This is a genomic window from Parabacteroides hominis, assembly GCF_014287585.1.
GTDB classification, from domain to species: domain Bacteria; phylum Bacteroidota; class Bacteroidia; order Bacteroidales; family Tannerellaceae; genus Parabacteroides; species Parabacteroides hominis.
Genome location: NZ_JACOOJ010000004.1, coordinates 50,756 through 68,508 on the forward strand (window position 1 = coordinate 50,756; position 17,753 = coordinate 68,508).

Genomic DNA, 17,753 nt, shown 5'->3' on the forward strand with positions numbered 1-17,753 from the left:
CATGAAGGATATAGTTGTTCAGAAGGTCAATAAGGCTTACGGGAAAGTTCAGGCTTTGCAGGATATCTCGTTGCATATCGGCGAAGGGGAGCTTTTCGGGCTGATCGGGCCGGATGGGGCGGGCAAGACGTCGTTGTTCAGGATACTGACTACCCTGCTGCTGGCGGATAGCGGTACGGCATCGGTTTGCGGGCTGGATGTCGTGCGCGATTATAAGGAAATCCGATGGCGTGTAGGGTATATGCCGGGACGCTTTTCCCTTTATCAGGATCTGACGGTGGAAGAGAACCTGAACTTCTTTGCTACCGTATTCAATACGACTGTTGAGGAAAACTACGACCTGATACGCGACATATATGTCCAGATCGAACCTTTCAAGAAGCGGAAAGCCGGGAAGCTCTCCGGCGGGATGAAGCAGAAGTTGGCGCTGAGCTGTGCGTTGATCCATCGGCCCGATGTTCTTTTCCTGGACGAGCCTACGACAGGTGTCGATCCTGTTTCGCGTGTGGAATTTTGGGATATGCTGGATCGGTTGAAGAGGCAAGGAATTACGATCCTGGTTTCAACGCCCTATATGGATGAGGCTTCCCGTTGCGACCGTATTGCCCTGATGCGCGGCGGCCGGTGCTTGTCGGTCGACACGCCGGAAGGTATTCGCGGTACGTTCGATAAGCATTTGTATGCGGTCCGGTCGGCTTCCATGTATAAGCTGTTGCTCGATCTCAGGACATACCCGGATGCGGACTCTTGTTTCTCTTTCGGCGATGCCCATCATTTCTCCATTCGCAAGGATGTAGTGGAGAAAGAAGGGGAAGCCGCCTTCCGCAGGAATTTGCAGGCTTTCTTGACGGCAAAAGGACATACGGATATCGGTATCGAACCGATAAAACCCGGTATCGAGGATTGTTTTATGGCTTTATAAATATGAAAAGGACCGTCCCAGGTTGGGACAGTTGATATAGTAATGAGTTAATAATAATGTGGTGCATAAATGCTGATTTATGGGTGTGTTTATAGCTACAATGTGCAAGCCTCGTTGCCGCAGGTTCTCTTTTGCCGTCTGCTGAAGCAGACGGATAGATGATTGTTCCGGCTTTGCCGGTTCCTCTGTGGGTTTTAACCCCTTTTGATACAATAGATGAAAGGGACTGAAGTCCACAGAGGAAGAGGCTTTGCCTCTAAATCTTTTAAACCGTCTGCTGAAGCAGACGGCAAAAGAGAACCTACGGCATAAGGCGCAGCCTTGGCTGTTAGTCCACCTATAAATCAGCATTTATACCATTTTGTCTTTTATAATTATGAACGTAATAGAAACAGATAAACTAACGAAATGCTTCGGAACCTTTACTGCCGTCGACCACATTAGTTTCACGGTAGGCGAAGGGGAGATTTTCGGTTTCTTGGGGGCGAACGGAGCCGGGAAGACGACGGCTATGCGTATGTTGTGCGGTCTTTCGACACCGACCTCCGGGACGGGAAAGGTCGCCGGTTTCGATATCTATAAGGAAACGGAACAGATCAAGCGGCATATCGGCTATATGAGTCAGAAGTTTTCCCTTTACGGCGACTTGAAGGTCTGGGAGAATATCCGTTTGTATGGCGGTATCTACGGCTTGTCGGAAAAACAACTGAAAGCGAAGACGGACGAACTGCTTCGTGTCCTTGATCTGGAGAACGAACGGAACACCTTGGTCGATGCACTGCCGTTGGGCTGGAAGCAAAAGTTAGCTTTCTCCGTCGCTATCATCCACGAACCCCGGATCGTTTTCTTGGATGAGCCGACCGGAGGTGTCGATCCTGTCACCCGCCGTCAGTTCTGGGAACTGATCTACCAGGCTGCCGAACGCGGTATTACAGTCTTTGTCACCACCCACTATATGGACGAGGCGGAGTATTGCAACCGTGTCTCCATCATGGTAGACGGGAAGATCGAAGCCCTGGACAGCCCTTCCGCCCTCAAATCGTCTTTCAAGGCCGGTAATATGAACGAAGTTTTCCATGCGTTGGCGCGGGGGGCAAGGAGAGTGGACAATTAGAAATTAAGAATTAAGAATTAAAAAATAAGAAATAAAGATGAGAGATTCTTTGGCTGCTTTTGTTAGAAAGGAATTTTTACACATTTTCCGTGACAGGCGGACGATGATGATCCTGCTGCTGATGCCTATTGTGCTGATCATCCTTTTCGGCTATGCCATCACGACGGAGATCAAGCGTGTGCCTGTCGCAATCCTTGATCAGAGCCGCGACGAGGTAACACAGAAAATGATTTCCCATTTTGTCGCCAGCGAGTATTTCGAACTCTATAAGATGATCGATAGCGAAGAAGAAGGCCAGGCTCTTTTCCGTCAGGGAAAAATCCGGATGGCTTTAATAGTTGAAAGTGGAAAGTTGAAAGGTGAAAATGAAATCCAGCTATTAGTCGATGCGACCGATCCGAACGAAGCGACGCAGCTATCTGCGTATGCTACGCAGATAGCAGTTGAAAGTGGAAAGGTGAAAGTTGAAAGTGAAAATGCAAATAGCAACGCGAAGCCACTTTCACCTTTCACCTTTCACCTTTCACCTGACCAAGGGATTGCGCCGGTAATCAAGTTGCTCTATAACCCCCAGCTTCGTGGCGCCTATAACTTCGTGCCCGGTGTCATGGGACTGATCCTGATCCTTATCTGTGCCATGATGACCTCCGTCGGGATCGTGAAGGAGAAAGAAATCGGGACGATGGAAGTGCTTCTCGTCTCTCCGATGAAACCGGTTTATATCATTCTGGCAAAAGCTACTCCCTATCTGTTGCTGAGCTTAGTGAATATAGCTACCATCCTAAGTTTGTCGTATTTCCTGCTGGATGTGCCGATCAATGGCAGCCTGTTGCTGTTAGTGGGCGTTTCCGTCCTCTATGCATTGGTGGCGTTGTGCTTGGGATTGCTGATCTCGACGATAGCCGACACGCAGCAGGCCGCCATGCTGATCAGCGCCGTTGTCCTGATGCTGCCTGTCATATTGCTTAGCGGGATGGTATTTCCGATCGAGAATATGCCGGAGATCCTGCAAGTCATTTCCAATATCGTACCGGCCAAATGGTATATCATCGCCGTGAAAGATATCATGATAAAAGGCTTGGGCTTCGGTTCCGTCCTGCAGGAAATAGGCGTGTTGGCATTGATGGTGGTCGTGCTGGTCGGATTAAGTGTGAAACGTTTTAAAATACGATTGTAATGAGGATGCTGAAATATTTATTGGAGAAGGAATTCAAGCAGATCAAACGGGACCGTTTCTTGCCCCGTATCATCTTCCTGTTGCCGGTCATACAACTGGTGATCCTTCCTTTTGCCGCTAATTTCGAGATGCGGAATATCAATCTTAGTATCGTGGACAACGACCATACCGTCCTTTCCCGTAGGCTGACAGACAAGGTTCTTTCTTCCGGCTACTTCCGGCTGGCGGATGTTTCGCCCCGTTACGACGAGGCTTTGGTTTCGATCGAAAGCAATGCCGCCGATATCATCCTCGAAATCCCGTCCCGTTTCGAAGAACGGTTGGGACGGGAGGGAACGGCCGAGCTCCTGATAGCCGCCAATGCCGTGAACGGGACGAAGGGAGGAATCGGCAGTTCATATCTTGCGTCTATCATCCAGGATTTTAACCAGGAGAAAAGTCTCTCTCCCATATCGGCCCAGGAGGGAGGAATCCGTGTCACGAACCTGTTCAACCCACATCTGAATTATAAGAACTATATGGTTCCCGGTATCATGGCTTTCCTGCTGACGCTTATCGGAGGTTTCCTTTCCGCACTGAACATCGTGAGCGAAAAGGAGAAAGGGACGATCGAACAGATCAACGTGACGCCTGTCCCGAAAGCCCTGTTCCTGCTCTCCAAGCTGATACCGTTCTGGGTTATCGGTCTTATCCTGCTCACGATAGGCGCCTGTATCGCCTGGCTGGTCTACGGATTGTTGCCGGTAGGCAATATGGGGATCATCTATCTGTTTGCGGCAGTTTACCTGATGGCGTTTACCGGTTTCGGCCTGGCTATCTCGTCCGTGTCGTCCACCCAGCAACAGGCGATGTTCACGGCTTTCTTTTTTATGATTATTTTTGTCCTTCTGAGCGGTATGTTTACACCGGTCAGCAGTATGCCGGTCTGGGCACAGGAACTGACACGTGTCAATCCGCTCCGCTATTTAGTCGAAGTGATGCGAATGGTTTATCTGAAAGGCAGCACTTTGTCAGACCTCACCGGGCACTTCATTGCCGTTTGCCTGTTCGCCCTGTTCTTTAACGTGCTTGCTATCGTCAGCTACAAGAAGAGGTGAAAGTTGAAAGGTGAGAGTTGAAAGTGAAAATACAAATAGCGACGCGAAGCACCTTTCAACTTTCACCTATAATGTGTTTTACGACATACTTAACTATATTTTACAAACATCCTGCCTTCATTTCTTCGCACTCTTCTATATTTGATTCAAATCTGAAACAATATTTCAAATATGGAAAGCGTTATTCCAAATATGGAAAAAGCAGAAGAGAACTACAAGGTTCCGAATCTCGAAAAAGGGATCGCTGTACTTGAGTACTTGTCGCTTCACACCCAGGGTGAGACGCTTCAGGAAATCAAGTCGACCCTTGATATTTCACAGACGACGGCCTATCGTATTTTAAATACGCTGGTGCGTTTGGACTATTTGATTTATAATGAAGACACAAAGCGATACAAGTTATCCCGTAAATTGCTAACTTTGGGATTCAGATCACTGAACGAACACAATTTACTGGAAACTGTTTTGCCTCGTTTGCGTGATTTGCGCGATCAGGTAAAAGAGACGGCATGCTTCGGCGTGCTGGGAGACCGGAAGGGTATCTTTATCGAGCAGGCACAGGGACATCATACGTTCCGTTTTATCCTCTCGCCGGGGAAACCTTTCGATTTGCATTGTTCGGCTCCGGGAAAGGCGATCATGGCTTATCTGCCGAATACAGTACGGGACCGATATTTGACTTATATGGAATTTACACGCTACAACGCCCGGACTATTACTTCGCGTGATGCTTATCTGGAGGAACTTGAGAAGGTCCGGAAATTGGGCTATGCCATGGACAATGAAGAGGAGTTGAACGGTGTGATTTGCATCGGAGCGCCTATCTTTAATTATACAGGTTATCCTTGTGGGGCAATTTGGATTTCAGGCCCGAAGGACCGGTTGTCGAAGGAGGTCGTACGGACATCGGCCGATTGTATAAGGAAAGTGGCCCAGACCATTTCCCTTGAGTTAGGATATAGTAAAGCAAAAAAAATATAATATACCATGAACACACGAAAATACATGTTTAAAAACTCACTGGTGGCTTGTTTTGCCTGCTGTTGCATCTCCTTTGCTTCAGCAGGCAACCCACCGTTCTTCCCGACAGATGTCGTGACGAATGCCGAAGGTGAGTTGTTGATGACAGATAAAGGGGTAAAGCGGGTTGATGTTTTTTCGCCTGATGGTAAAACATTGTTGCGTTCTTTTCCTATGGACGAAGCGCCTACGGGCATCCTCGTGGATGGCGACAAGGCGTATGTGACGACATTCGGAACGACAGGCCATTTACAGATCCTGTCGCTCGAATCGGGCAGGGTGGAGGCTTCTATTCCGACCGGTTCGGGAGCATGCCATCCGATGTTCGGCCCGGATAAGAAACATATATATGTATGCAACCAGTTCCAGACTACGATCTCCGAGATCGATCCGGTAGCTCGCAAGGTGATGCGTACGGTGAAGGTGCTGCGCGAACCGAAGTCCGCCGTGTTCAGCAAGGACGGCAAATATATGTTCGTCACGAACTTCTTGCCGGCACAGCGGGCTGATCTCGACTATGTGGCCGCCTGTGTCTCCGTCATCGAAATGGATGGCTTCACGAAGGTGAAGGACATCCAGTTGGCAAACGGTAGCAATGCCCTCCGGGGAATCTGCATCACTCCCGACGGCAAGTATATATATGTATCGCACAACTTGGGCCGTTTCACTGTGCCGACCTCGCAATTGCAACAGGGATGGATGAACACGAGTGCTTTCAGTGTGATCGATGCCGACAAGCAGGAGTTTTTAGGGGCTATCGTCGTGGACGAGCCGGAACGGGGTGCAGCCGGTATCTGGAGCATTGCCTGCAATGACGAGTCTGTCTTCATCTCTCATTCGGGAACGCACGAGGTCAGTGTGATCGACCATAAGGCGATGCTGGAGAAATTCCTGAACTATCCCAATAAGGCGGTGTTAGACTACGACCTGACTTTCTTATACGGTCTTCGTGAACGTATCCCGTTGGAGGGGAACGGTCCTCGCAATATGATCCTGGCAGGTGACAAGCTGATTATCCCGACCTACTTTGCCGATGTCCTGAATATAATGGATGTCAATACGAACGAAGTGACGTCGGTTGAGCTGAATCCCGGACGCGAGGAAACGGCAGAGAACAAAGGCGAACGCTACTTCAACGATGCTTCGCACTGTTTCCAGAACTGGCAGAGCTGTAACGGTTGCCATCCGGGGGATGCCCGGACGGACGGCATGAACTGGGACTTGATGAACGACGGTGTCGGCAACTCCAAGAATTGCAAGAGCATGCTCTTTAGCCATGTGACTCCTCCCAACATGATTTCCGGTATTCGCGAACATGCGGAACGGGCTGTGCGGGCCGGCTTTAACTTTATCCAGTTTTATGATGTTACCGAAGAAGACGCCGTTTGTGTGGATGCCTATTTGAAATCGCTTCGTCCCGTGCCCAGTCCTTATTTGGTGAACGGCGAACTGTCCGATCTGGCAAAGGAAGGGCAGAAGGTTTTCGAAAAGTTGAAATGCGGGGAATGCCATAGCGGTGTTTACTATACGGATATGAAATACCACCGTATCGGTGAAGATATAGAGTTCGAAAAAGGTTGGGATACTCCGACTTTGCGCGAGGTGTGGCGTACGGCTCCTTATTTGTTCGACGGACGTGCCGCCACCATGAAGGATGTGTTCAGTGTCCATAAGCACGGCATCGAGAAAAAAGTCTCAGAGAAAGATATCGAAGCATTAACCGAATATGTGAACTCTTTATGAATTATTGCGATAAAATACATTATAATATCTATACGACCGCGTTGTCTACCTTCGGTGATATGGTGGACGCCCTGTTGGCACAGTTGCCGCAAGACGAACAGATTCTCCGTTTGGCATTCTTCGGTATGCCGAACGACAACGAACAATACGTCTCCCGCCGTATCATACTGCGCGAGAAGATCCGTAAGTTCTACGGGAACCATGAGCCGGTATTGAGCTACGTTTCCCAGCCTCCTCTGAATGCCGGATTGATCCTGGAGGTTCATAGCTACAAGGCGGATGAAAACGATCATATCACCTTCCGCCATCACGGTGGTTTCCCGTATGTCGTACTGGAAAATGCCGATGGCCGTTTCCTTTTTGCCGGAGGTTTCCACGGTGATGTGATCAACTTCGGCATCCAGCAACAGTCTTCAGAAGTATTCCATATGATGGGAGAGGTGATGCGGCGGGAAGGCTTCCCGGTGAACAGCATCATCCGCCAGTGGAACTACATCGAGCAGATCACCCGTTTCGACGGGCCGGACCAGCATTACCAGATGTTCAACAACGCCCGTGCCGATTTCTATGGAAAGACGGACTGGAGCAACGGCTATCCGGCTGCTACCGGTATCGGGGCCAACTTGGGAGGCATACTGGTCGATTTGGATGCGGCTGTATTTGCCCGCCCCGGATGCTATGCCACCCCGATCGACAATAAGTTGCAGATTGCCGCCCATGCCTATTCGGACCAGGTCCTCGAAGCTGCCCAGCAGAAGAAAGCGACACCGAAGTTCGAGCGTGCCAAGAGCATGACCTTCGACGGCAGGCGGATTGTCTATATAAGCGGTACGGCAGCCATCCGTGGAGAAGAAAGCCTGATAGGAGTAGGGCTCGACCGCCAGCTTCATATCACAATGGAAAACATCGACCAGCTGATCGGAGCGGCGAAGCTGAAAATGCTGCGTGTCTATCTGAAAGAAAAATCTTTTTATGAGGAGGCGCGTCAGTTGCTTGAAGGATATAATTTGAATATACCGATCTCTTACATGTGGGCGGATGTTTGCCGGGATGAGCTATTGATAGAGATTGAAGGGATTGCCATCGAATAACAGTTTCATAGGCATGAAACAAAAGTTCCCTCGTAGGGAAACGACAGTTTCTTAGGGAGGAAACGATAGTTTCCCCGAAGGGAAACGGATGGAACAAAAGCAGGAAACAAATATTAATTACTAACTAAATAAACAAGAGAAAAGATGAAAAAGAATCTTATGAAATTAACTGCGATGGGAGCTCTACTGCTTTCTATGGCTGCATGTGGCGGCAAAACATCTACCGGCGAAGCGACCTGTTGCGCTGCTGCAGGCGAAGGACAATGCACCGAACAGTGCGGAAATGATTGTAAAAACGAGTGTAACAACAATGCTAACTGTAAAAATAATAAAGAAATGAAGTATTCAAAGAAATTCACAAATGCCGACTTCTACAAAGACGGCAAGTTCCAACAAGATGTTGCTATTGAAGCAATGAAAGACATGTTCGCTTTCTATGACGTTCCTTTTACCGAACTGATGGCTAAGGACATGTGGGTAACCGACTTCGGTCTGGGCGATTTTGAAAACGTAGGTATGGGCGGTATCTTCTGGATCAACGATGCTGATCATGGCTACTTTGCTCATGCTATCTATCTGCTTCCGGGACAGATGATTCCTGAGCACGCTCATGTGAAAACCAAATTCCCGGCTAAACACGAATCTTGGATGGTAGAAAAGGGATGGGTATATAACTTCTCTGTATTAGGAGATGAAACGCCTAACGCTCCGGCTATCCCGGCTACTCACGGACCGATCAAGAGTAAGAACTTCGTAGTTCAGAATGTCGGTGATGTTCTTCGCCTGAAACAATTGGAATCTTTCCACTTTATGATGGCTGGTCCTGAAGGTGCTATTGTTGATGAATGGGCATGCTACCATGATAATGACGGCTTGCGCTTCACCAACACGAAAGCTGCGTTATAATAAGTAATAAACACCTTATAATTTATTACATGAATAAATACTATTTATTAGTATCACTCCTTCTGTCCTCTTCTGTCATGGTGTCCGCCGGGCCCAAGCAGAAGAAGGCGGAAACGTGGATTGATGCTTCAGTCAAAGCTAAAACGGAATTGCAGGCAAAGCTGAAGAAATCCGGAATGCCGATCATCTCTACCTGGATGAAGCATAAGGCGAAAGCCGAACCTTTCGTGGTAGACCTGAAAGGCGTGGATAAGCTGGTGCTTGTAACGGCCGGTGGTCCCGACGGTACGGACTACGACCAGGCTGTATGGGCAAACGCCCGTTTGATTAAAGCCGATGGTACAGCCGTATGGTTGGACGAAGTTCCTTATGAATATGGTGTTGCCGGTTGGGCAAAGCCTAAGATGAACACAAATGCTTACGACCATGAAATCGTAATTGCCGGAAAGGAATACAAACACGGTGTGTTCTGCCATGCGAACGGAACGTTGGTATATCCGGTGGGTGGCCAGTATGTCCGTTTCGAAGCCGAAGTAGGTATCGACGATACTTCAAGCGGCGGAAGCGTGTTCTTCCAGGCGTTGAACACAGTCCCGACCTTTGTCGCAGAAGAATTGAATACCAAATATCCGAAAGAGATCGGTATGCTGGGCGCCGTATTGGACGGCCTGGATACCTGGCTGATCACTCCGGATGCTTCTGTTGAAAAGCAGGCTGCGGATAATGCGATCGCCCGGTTGAAGGACGGTGCGTACTATTCGAATGTAGCCAAGCAGATCGCTAACGAAAAAGATCTCAACACCCAGATACGCAAGTATCTCGAACTGGTTGAGAAAGTACAGGACCTGTACACGCTTCAGAGTGATTTGGAATGGCTGAACGTCGAGGCTGTCAAATTGGCTTTCGCCGATATGAAAAAGCAGAAAGGCTACGACGCCGCCAAATACGAACCGATGCTGAACGAACTGGTACAGCTCGAAAAGAAAGGCTTCAAAGGCATCTATAACGGTGACGAACAGGCCATCGCCGATGCCAAGAAAGCATTGGAATGTAAACGTGCTATCTTGCTGGCAAACCCCTTGCTGGATGCCGACAAGATCGTGGCAGCCCGCTTCAAAGTAGGTTCGAAGGCCCATCAGATCATGACACCTTCTTTAGGAACCCAGGCCAATAACTGGAGTAACCAGGAATCTGCCGGCCGTGAAGGCTTCGATGCCGAGATTGTCGAACTCTCCAACCTGCGTGGCGATGTGCAGATGCGCCAGGTATATAAGCCGAAAAACGGTTCTTCCATCGCGGACCTGAAACTGCATTGGAACGGTGACCGCGTCATGTTCACACAGACGCAGGACGACAAGCGTTGGAACATCTACGAAGTGAATCTGGATGGAACAGGCTTCAAACCGCTTGTTGAAAACGACGAGCCGGATCTGGAATTTTATGATGGGACGTATCTGCCTGACGGCCGTGTGATTGCGATCTCCAATATCGGTTATCAGGGCGTTCCCTGTGTAAACGGCGATGACGCTGTCGGTAACATGGTGCTGTATAACCCGAAGGATAAGAGCATGCGCCGCCTGACATTCGACCAGGATGCCAACTGGAACCCGGTTATCATGAATAACGGTCGCGTGATGTACACCCGCTGGGAGTACACCGACCTGACTCACTACTATTCCCGTATCGTCATGCACATGAATCCGGACGGGACAGAAAACAAAGCCCTCTACGGTAGCGGCGCGATGTTCCCGAACAGTACGTTCGACGTACAGCCGTTGCCCGGCCATGGTTCGGCGTTCGTCGGCATTATCTCCGGCCACCACGGTGTAGCCCGTTCCGGTCGTATGATCATCTTTGACCCGACAAAGGGACGTAAGAGCACAGCCGGTATGGTACAGGAAATCCCTCACCGCAACCGTCCGATCCAGGAAGAGATCAAAGACCAGCTGGTTAACGGCGTATGGCCGCAGTTCATCAAACCGACACCGCTGAACGATAAATACTTCCTGGTAGCAGCCAAGTTAGACCCGCACGCTTTGTGGGGACTTTATCTGGTGGACGTTTACGACAACGTGACCTGTTTGATGCAGGCAGAAGGCGAAGGCTATATCAGCCCGATCCTGGTGCGCGAAACGAAGACTCCCCCGTCTATCCCCGACCGTGTGAAACTGAATGAAAAGGAAGCGACATTCTTTATTCAGGACATATACGAAGGAGAGGGTTTGAAGGGCATTCCTCGCGGAACGGTTAAGTCACTGCGCCTGCATGCTTACGAATATGCGTATGTAAAGACCCGTTCCGACCATAACTGGCACGGAATCCAGTCTGGTTGGGATATCAAACGTATGTTGGGTACGGTTCCTGTTGAAGAAGACGGTTCCGTGATCTTCAAAGCTCCGGCAAACACTCCGATCTCCATCCAACCTTTGGATAAGGACGGTGTGGCTATCCAGTGGATGCGTAGCTGGGTAACCGGTCAGCCGGGCGAAGTGGTTTCCTGTATCGGTTGCCACGAAGACCAGAACCAGATCGCGATCCCGAAACGTGTGATCGCTTCACAGAAAGCTCCGTCTGCCTTGACTCTGCCCGAAGGAGGTACTCGCTCCTTTACGTTCGACCTGGAAATGCAGCCGATCCTGGATCGCGCTTGTATCGCCTGTCATAATGGTGAAGGAAAAGCGTTCGACCTGCGTGGCGGGAAGAAAGACAAGTTGGGCTATGGCACGTCTTATCTGAACCTGCATCCGTACGTACACCGCCAGGGTGGTGAAGGTGATATGGTCGTCTTGCAACCGTACGAATATCATCCCAACACGAGCGAACTCGTTCGTCTGTTGAAGAAAGGTCACCACAATGTGAAGCTGACAGATAAGGAATGGAAGACCCTTTACAACTGGATCGATTACAATGCTCCTGATAAAGGTTATTTCAATGCTAACGTGCTGGAAATGCTTCCTTATAAAGGATTCGACCAGATCAAGCGTCGTAAGGAATTGACCGATAAGTATGCAAACGGAGCCGGTGTGGACTGGAAGAAGGAAATCGCCGACTATGCGGATTATCTGAAGAAGCAAGGCCCGATCACTCCGGTAATGCCAGAAAAGGCTGCTCCTGTAAAGGAAAAGACCGTGAAGGCTAAAGGCTGGCCTTTCGGGTCCGACCGGATCAAGGAAATGCTGGCTAAGGAAACCGAAACCCGTAAGGTGGTTGAAATCGCTCCGGGTGTGAAAGTCAATTTCGTCCGTATTCCGGCCGGAGAATTCGTGATGGGTAGCTATCGTGGCGAACCGGATGCTTATCCTACTGCCAAGGTGAAGATCGACAAAGGCTTCTGGATGGCCGAGTTGGAAACGACGAACGAACAGTTCAACGTTGTCTTCCCGGATCATGACAGCCGTTTCGTTGACCAGCAGTGGAAAGACCATGTGAACCAGGGTTATCCGGCTAATAAACCGGAACAACCGGTGATCCGTGTCAGCTACAACGATGCTATGGAATTCTGCCAGAAACTGAGCGAAAAGACAGGTCTCAAGATCACGCTTCCGACAGAAGCGCAGTGGGAATGGGCTTGCCGCGCCGGTAGCGACCAGGACTTCTGGTATGGTGACATGCACACAGACTTCGGTAAGAAGGACAACCTGGCGGACAAGACAACCTTGTTGCTTGCCGTTTACGGTGTAGACCCTCAGCCGATGGCTAAGACGAACCCGTGGTACAAATACTATACCTTCCTTCCGAAAGAAGAGAGTGTAGACGATGGTAACCTGGTTCAGGTTGGCGGCAAGGCATACGAAGCCAATCCGTTCGGTCTGTACAGCATGCACGGAAACGTAGCCGAATGGACCCGTTCCGACTATGTATCGTATCCGTATAATGAGAAGACGAAAGAGACATCCGAATACAAGGTTGCCCGTGGCGGTTCTTACATCGACCGTCCGAAGTATGCGGCTTCCTACACGCGTAAAGCTTACTATCCGTACCAGCGTGTGTTCAATGTCGGTTTCCGTATGATCATTGAAGATTGATAATAAAGAGGTATAGATAATATCTATCAACCCATAGAGAGCACAGATGTGGCAGATTGCCACGGATTATTTCATCAAACGATTAATCTGCGTACATTTGCCGCATCTGTGAACTCTAATAAAAAAGTAAATGAAAACAAATCTCGAAAGATTTTTCTCCTCCTTTGTAACGACGATCGTCCTGTTACTGATTTATGCCTTTGGCCTGGCCGTTGCCACTTTCATCGAAAAGTATCACGGTACAGCAGCAGCCAAAGCAATGGTTTATTATTCCCCCCTGTTTTTCCTGCTCCAATTTCTTTTAGTCGTCAACTTCATAGCGGCTACCCTCAAGCACCAATACCTGAAACGCGGCAAATGGGGTCTGATCCTGACTCATTTCGCCTTTATCATCATCCTTCTCGGCGCCCTGACTTCTTTCCTTTCCGGCGAAGAAGGAATCCTGCATCTGCGTGAAGGAGAGACAAGCAATCAGATTGCTGTCCGCACTTCCGAGGGCACGACCTTTCGCACCCTGCCTTTTTCCGTTGAACTGAAGAAATTTACCCTGACCCGCTATCCCGGTTCCGCCAGTCCCTCTTCCTACGAGAGCGAAGTGATTGTCCATGTGGACGGAGAGGACCGCGAAGAACGGATCTTTATGAATAACGTATTGGATGTAAAAGGCTATCGTTTCTTCCAGGCCTCTTATGACCAGGATGAACACGGAACCATCCTTTCCGTCAACCGCGATGTGACGGGACGGAACATCACCTACGCCGGCTACCTTCTGCTGGTTATCGGCCTGGTCCTTTGCCTGGTCGGCAAGGACTCCCGGTTCATGCGCCAGAGCCGCCGCCTGAAAGAACTGCGTAAGGCGACCGGCGTAACGGTCGTGTTGCTTGCGCTCCTTGCCGTTTCCCTGTCCGTAAATGCCAATGAGAAGGCTTCCCCGATGCTCGATGCCGTACAAAAATATGTGGTAAGCCCGGAACATGCCGCTCTCTTCGGCGCCCTCCCGGTCCAGTCGGGCAGCGGTCGTATGATGCCGGTCAACACCTTCTCTTCGGAGATTCTTCGTAAACTCCATAAATCGGATAAGATCGGTAAACTCAATTCCGACCAGTTCCTTCTCAGCCTGCTTGCTATGCCGGATATGTGGATGCGCGTTCCCTTTATCGCCCTGTCCAATCCCGAACTGGCTGCCTACTATGATCTGACGGACGGCGAATGTGCCTATATCCAGGTGTTCGACAGCAACGGTAATTATAAGTTGCAGGAGAAGTTAGAGGAAGCCTATAACAAGATGCCAGCCCAGCGAACCCGTTTTGATAAAGACCTGATGAAGTTGGATGAGCAAATGAATATATTCCACCAACTGATTAACCACCAAATGCTGAACCTCTTCCCGAAAGAAAACGATCCGAATCATAAATGGTATGCGCCCGGTGACGACCTCTCTGCCTTTAGCGGCAAAGACTCCATGTTCGTCTCCCGTATCCTCGACTGGTATTTAGGCGAGGTACAGGAAGGCTTGAAGAGCGGCGATTGGGCGAAAGCCGATGAAGTGGTCGGCATGATCGGCACGTACCAGCAAGCTAAGAACAAGACGCTCGATATCAGCCCGAAGCGTATGCAGGCCGAATTGAAATATAACAAGATGGATGTTTTCCGCTATTGCAAGATCGGTTATCTGGTCTTAGGCGGACTGTTGCTGGCTCTTTCTTTCGCGATGCTGTTCCGCCGGAGCCGCTGGATAAAAGCTGTTATCTGGCTGTTGGGGATCGGTGTGCTGGTCGTCTTCCATTACCACATGGCCGGTATGGGGATGCGCTGGTATATCGGCGGCTATGCTCCCTGGAGCAATTCCTATGAGACGATGGTCTATGTCGCATGGGCGACTGTCTTTGCCGGCCTCTTGTTCGTGCGCCGCAGTAAGATCACCTTTGCGTTGGCAACCCTGTTCGGCGGTATCATCCTCTTCGTGTCCGGCCTGAACTGGATGGACCCGGAGATCAATCCGCTCGTGCCAGTCCTGAAATCGCCGTGGCTGATGTTCCATGTGGCGGTCATTGTCGCTGCTTACGGCTTCTTCGGCATCAGTTGCCTGATCGGGCTGACCAATATGGTGATGATGTCCGTTACCGGAAAAAAGAACAAAGAGATATTGAAAGCCCGTATCGCCGAACTGAGCATCGTGGGCGAGATGGCGCTTTGGGTGGGGCTTGCCCTGATGACTGTCGGTACTTTCCTCGGAGCTGTCTGGGCGAATGAGTCCTGGGGCCGTTACTGGGGCTGGGATCCGAAGGAGACCTGGGCGTTGATCACGATGGTCGTGTATGCCGTAGTGACCCATCTCCACTTGGTGAAACGCTGGAATAACCTCTGGTTGTTTAACCTGGCATCCGTTATCGCGTTCGCCTCCGTGCTGATGACCTTCTTCGGTGTCAATTATTTTCTGAGCGGAATGCATTCATACGGTCAAAATGATAATGTGCATGGAATATTCACCTATCTTTATGTCGCCTTAGGGGTAGTCGTCGTCCTGGCTGTCCTTTCATACAGGAGATGGAAGACAAAGGTGTAAAACATATATGTTTTGAAAGCGAAACATATATATATTAAATTAGAGAGAACTGATAACGAATAAAAATAGTACGAACACTTAAAATTAATTAGTCATGAGAACATTTAATCATGTCGGTATCGTAACGACAGAACAAGTAGAAGGGGCTATGTTTAACGAAGGCCTGAGTGTATGGTTGACAGACTACAGCAAAAGTCCGAACCGCATCGAATTCCTGAAATTTGAAGAAGGAAGCTGCCTGCCCGAACTGGTACAGAAACAGGGACACATCGCTTACACTGTTCCTTCTCTGGAAGAAGAACTGAAAGGCAAGAAAGTGATCTTTGGCCCGGCTGTATGCGACGAACATCTGACGATCGCTTTCATCGAAGAAGAAGGTATCGCCATCGAAATCATGGAAATCAAATAATAACATTAATAACTTAAATGAAGGAGGAAAATACCATGTCAGACATGAAGACAAAATTCATAAATGATCCTGAACAGATAACACCCGAATTGTTGGAAGGTTATGTATTGGCATACCCTGACCAGGTAAAATTAGGGGGTGAGAATATCGTTGTACGTGCTAACCCGAAGAGTGAAGACAAAGTCGCTATCGTCACTTTAGGCGGTTCCGGCCACGAACCTGCATTGAGCGGATTCGTAGGCGAAGGCATGCTTGACTGTTCCGTTGTAGGAGACGTATTCGCTGCTCCCGGTGCACAACGCCTGTTCCAGGCTTTGCAGTTGATGAAACGTGAAGCCGGTATCCTGTTGGTTGTCCTGAACCATTCGGGCGACGTGATGAGTGCAAACATGGCTTGCCAGTTGGCAGAACGTGTAGGCATCAAAGTGAAACAAGTGTTGACACACGATGATATCAGTGCCGGTATTGGCGCTAACACCGAAGACCGCCGCGGTTTGGCCGGTTGCGTGCCTTTGTATAAGATATTAGGTGCTGCATCCGAAGAAGGCAAATCGCTTGACGAACTGGTTGAGATCGCAGAACGCTATAACAAAAACGTTGCTACCCTGGCCGTTGCCATGCGCTCTTGCACGCATCCGCAGAACGGCGGTACGATCACCGACCTGCCCCAGGGCATCATGGAGATCGGTATGGGACAGCACGGCGAAGGCGGTGGTGGACAGACACCGCTTGTCTCTGCCGATGATACTGCAGCCCAGATGGTAGACCTCCTTTGCCAGCAGCTCCAGCCGAAAGCAGGCGACAAGATGCTGCTAATCATTAACGGCGTAGGAGCGACGACCCACATGGAGTTAAACATCATCTTCCGTAAAGCCTACAAGGAACTGGAAGCCCGTGGCCTTCAGGTTGCAGTAAGCCGTATCCAGGAAATCCTGACCGTACAGGAACAAGCCGGTTTCCAGATGATCATGGCTATCCTCGACGAAGACCATATCGACTATCTGAAAAACAAACGTGCTGATGCACCTTACTGGACAACAATCGGTAAATAAACGAGATATGAAACAACTGACTATCGAGAACTTCAAGGCGATGCTGGACAACGCCTTGAAGAACATCAAAGAACGCGAAGACGAATTTTCTAAACTGGATGCTGTTATCGGTGACGGCGACCACGGCCAGGCGATCGTGACGGCTATGTCCGCCATCGTGGCTACGGCCCGGAAAGGAACGGAATTCAAAGCCATGCTGAACGATATGGGCTTTGACGTCATGTTGCAGGTAAGCGGTTCCACCAGTACGCTGTTGGGTGCTTTCTTCTTAGGAATGAGCGACCATGCTTCCGGAACGGAACTGGATGCTGCAGGAGTGAAGGCCCTGTTTGCCGGTGGCCTTGCCAACGTGCAGAAACAGACGAAAGCCCAGAAAGGCGACAAGACCATGATGGACGCCCTGATCCCAGCCGTGGAGGCTATCCAGGCATGTCCTTCGGACGACATCAAGGAAATCCTCGAAGCCGGAGCAAAAGCCGCCCTTGCCGGTGCTGCAGCGACAGTAGAGATGAAAGCCAACTTCGGCCGTGCCCGTAATTATGGCGAACGTTCCATCGGTTATGCCGACAGCGGCGCCACCTCTTGGAGTTGTATGTTCGAATCGTTTGCAAAAGCGCTTTGAGAAATTAAG

At 49.8% G+C, this 17,753-nt stretch carries 13 protein-coding genes; all 13 read left to right on the forward strand.

What is annotated here, in order from left to right; genetic code table 11:
- The first annotated feature begins 1 nt into the window (after position 1).
- The 13 genes from H8S65_RS03330 to H8S65_RS03390 all read left to right on the forward strand — a co-directional run bounded on the left by H8S65_RS03330 (position 2) and on the right by H8S65_RS03390 (position 17,744).
- Positions 2 to 922, forward strand: coding sequence for an ABC transporter ATP-binding protein (locus tag H8S65_RS03330; protein WP_186928552.1), 921 nt, complete (start codon positions 2 to 4; stop codon positions 920 to 922).
- 376 nt (positions 923 to 1,298) lie between these two features.
- Entirely contained in the window at positions 1,299 to 2,036 is a 738-nt protein-coding gene (locus tag H8S65_RS03335; RefSeq protein WP_186928553.1) for an ABC transporter ATP-binding protein, read from the forward strand.
- Between the two features lie 37 nt (positions 2,037 to 2,073).
- Positions 2,074 to 3,213 (forward strand): ABC transporter permease, encoded by a 1,140-nt coding sequence (locus tag H8S65_RS03340; protein ID WP_186928554.1) that lies wholly within the window; start codon positions 2,074 to 2,076, stop codon positions 3,211 to 3,213.
- A gap of 5 nt (positions 3,214 to 3,218) precedes the next feature.
- Positions 3,219 to 4,310: an ABC transporter permease gene (locus tag H8S65_RS03345; RefSeq protein WP_186928652.1), complete on the forward strand. Its 1,092-nt coding sequence runs from the start codon at positions 3,219 to 3,221 to the stop codon at positions 4,308 to 4,310.
- A gap of 171 nt (positions 4,311 to 4,481) precedes the next feature.
- On the forward strand, positions 4,482 to 5,291 hold the full coding sequence (locus H8S65_RS03350; RefSeq protein WP_186928555.1) for an IclR family transcriptional regulator: 810 nt from the start codon (positions 4,482 to 4,484) through the stop codon (positions 5,289 to 5,291).
- 6 nt (positions 5,292 to 5,297) lie between these two features.
- Positions 5,298 to 7,073: a YncE family protein gene (locus tag H8S65_RS03355; protein ID WP_186928556.1), complete on the forward strand. Its 1,776-nt coding sequence runs from the start codon at positions 5,298 to 5,300 to the stop codon at positions 7,071 to 7,073.
- Positions 7,070 to 8,164, forward strand: coding sequence for a chorismate transformation FkbO/Hyg5 family protein (locus H8S65_RS03360; RefSeq protein ID WP_186928557.1), 1,095 nt, complete (start codon positions 7,070 to 7,072; stop codon positions 8,162 to 8,164). The genes H8S65_RS03355 and H8S65_RS03360 overlap by 4 nt, the downstream gene beginning before the upstream one ends.
- Before the next feature lie 144 nt (positions 8,165 to 8,308).
- Positions 8,309 to 9,070, forward strand: a complete 762-nt coding sequence (locus H8S65_RS03365) for a cupin domain-containing protein (RefSeq protein ID WP_186928558.1) — start codon at positions 8,309 to 8,311, stop codon at positions 9,068 to 9,070.
- A 29-nt stretch (positions 9,071 to 9,099) separates the two neighbouring features.
- Positions 9,100 to 13,095 (forward strand): SUMF1/EgtB/PvdO family nonheme iron enzyme, encoded by a 3,996-nt coding sequence (locus H8S65_RS03370; RefSeq protein ID WP_186928559.1) that lies wholly within the window; start codon positions 9,100 to 9,102, stop codon positions 13,093 to 13,095.
- 130 nt (positions 13,096 to 13,225) lie between these two features.
- Positions 13,226 to 15,661, forward strand: coding sequence for a cytochrome c biogenesis protein CcsA (locus tag H8S65_RS03375; protein ID WP_186928560.1), 2,436 nt, complete (start codon positions 13,226 to 13,228; stop codon positions 15,659 to 15,661).
- Between the two features lie 94 nt (positions 15,662 to 15,755).
- Positions 15,756 to 16,070: a hypothetical protein gene (locus H8S65_RS03380; RefSeq protein WP_008148365.1), complete on the forward strand. Its 315-nt coding sequence runs from the start codon at positions 15,756 to 15,758 to the stop codon at positions 16,068 to 16,070.
- A 35-nt stretch (positions 16,071 to 16,105) separates the two neighbouring features.
- Positions 16,106 to 17,122 carry a dihydroxyacetone kinase subunit DhaK gene (locus H8S65_RS03385; RefSeq protein WP_186928653.1) on the forward strand — a complete coding sequence of 339 codons (1,017 nt, stop codon included), beginning with the start codon at positions 16,106 to 16,108 and terminating at the stop codon, positions 17,120 to 17,122.
- Positions 17,123 to 17,129: 7 nt separating this feature from the next.
- A complete protein-coding gene (locus H8S65_RS03390; RefSeq protein WP_186928561.1) occupies positions 17,130 to 17,744 on the forward strand; it encodes a DAK2 domain-containing protein in 615 nt (204 codons plus the stop codon).
- Positions 17,745 to 17,753 lie beyond the last annotated feature (9 nt).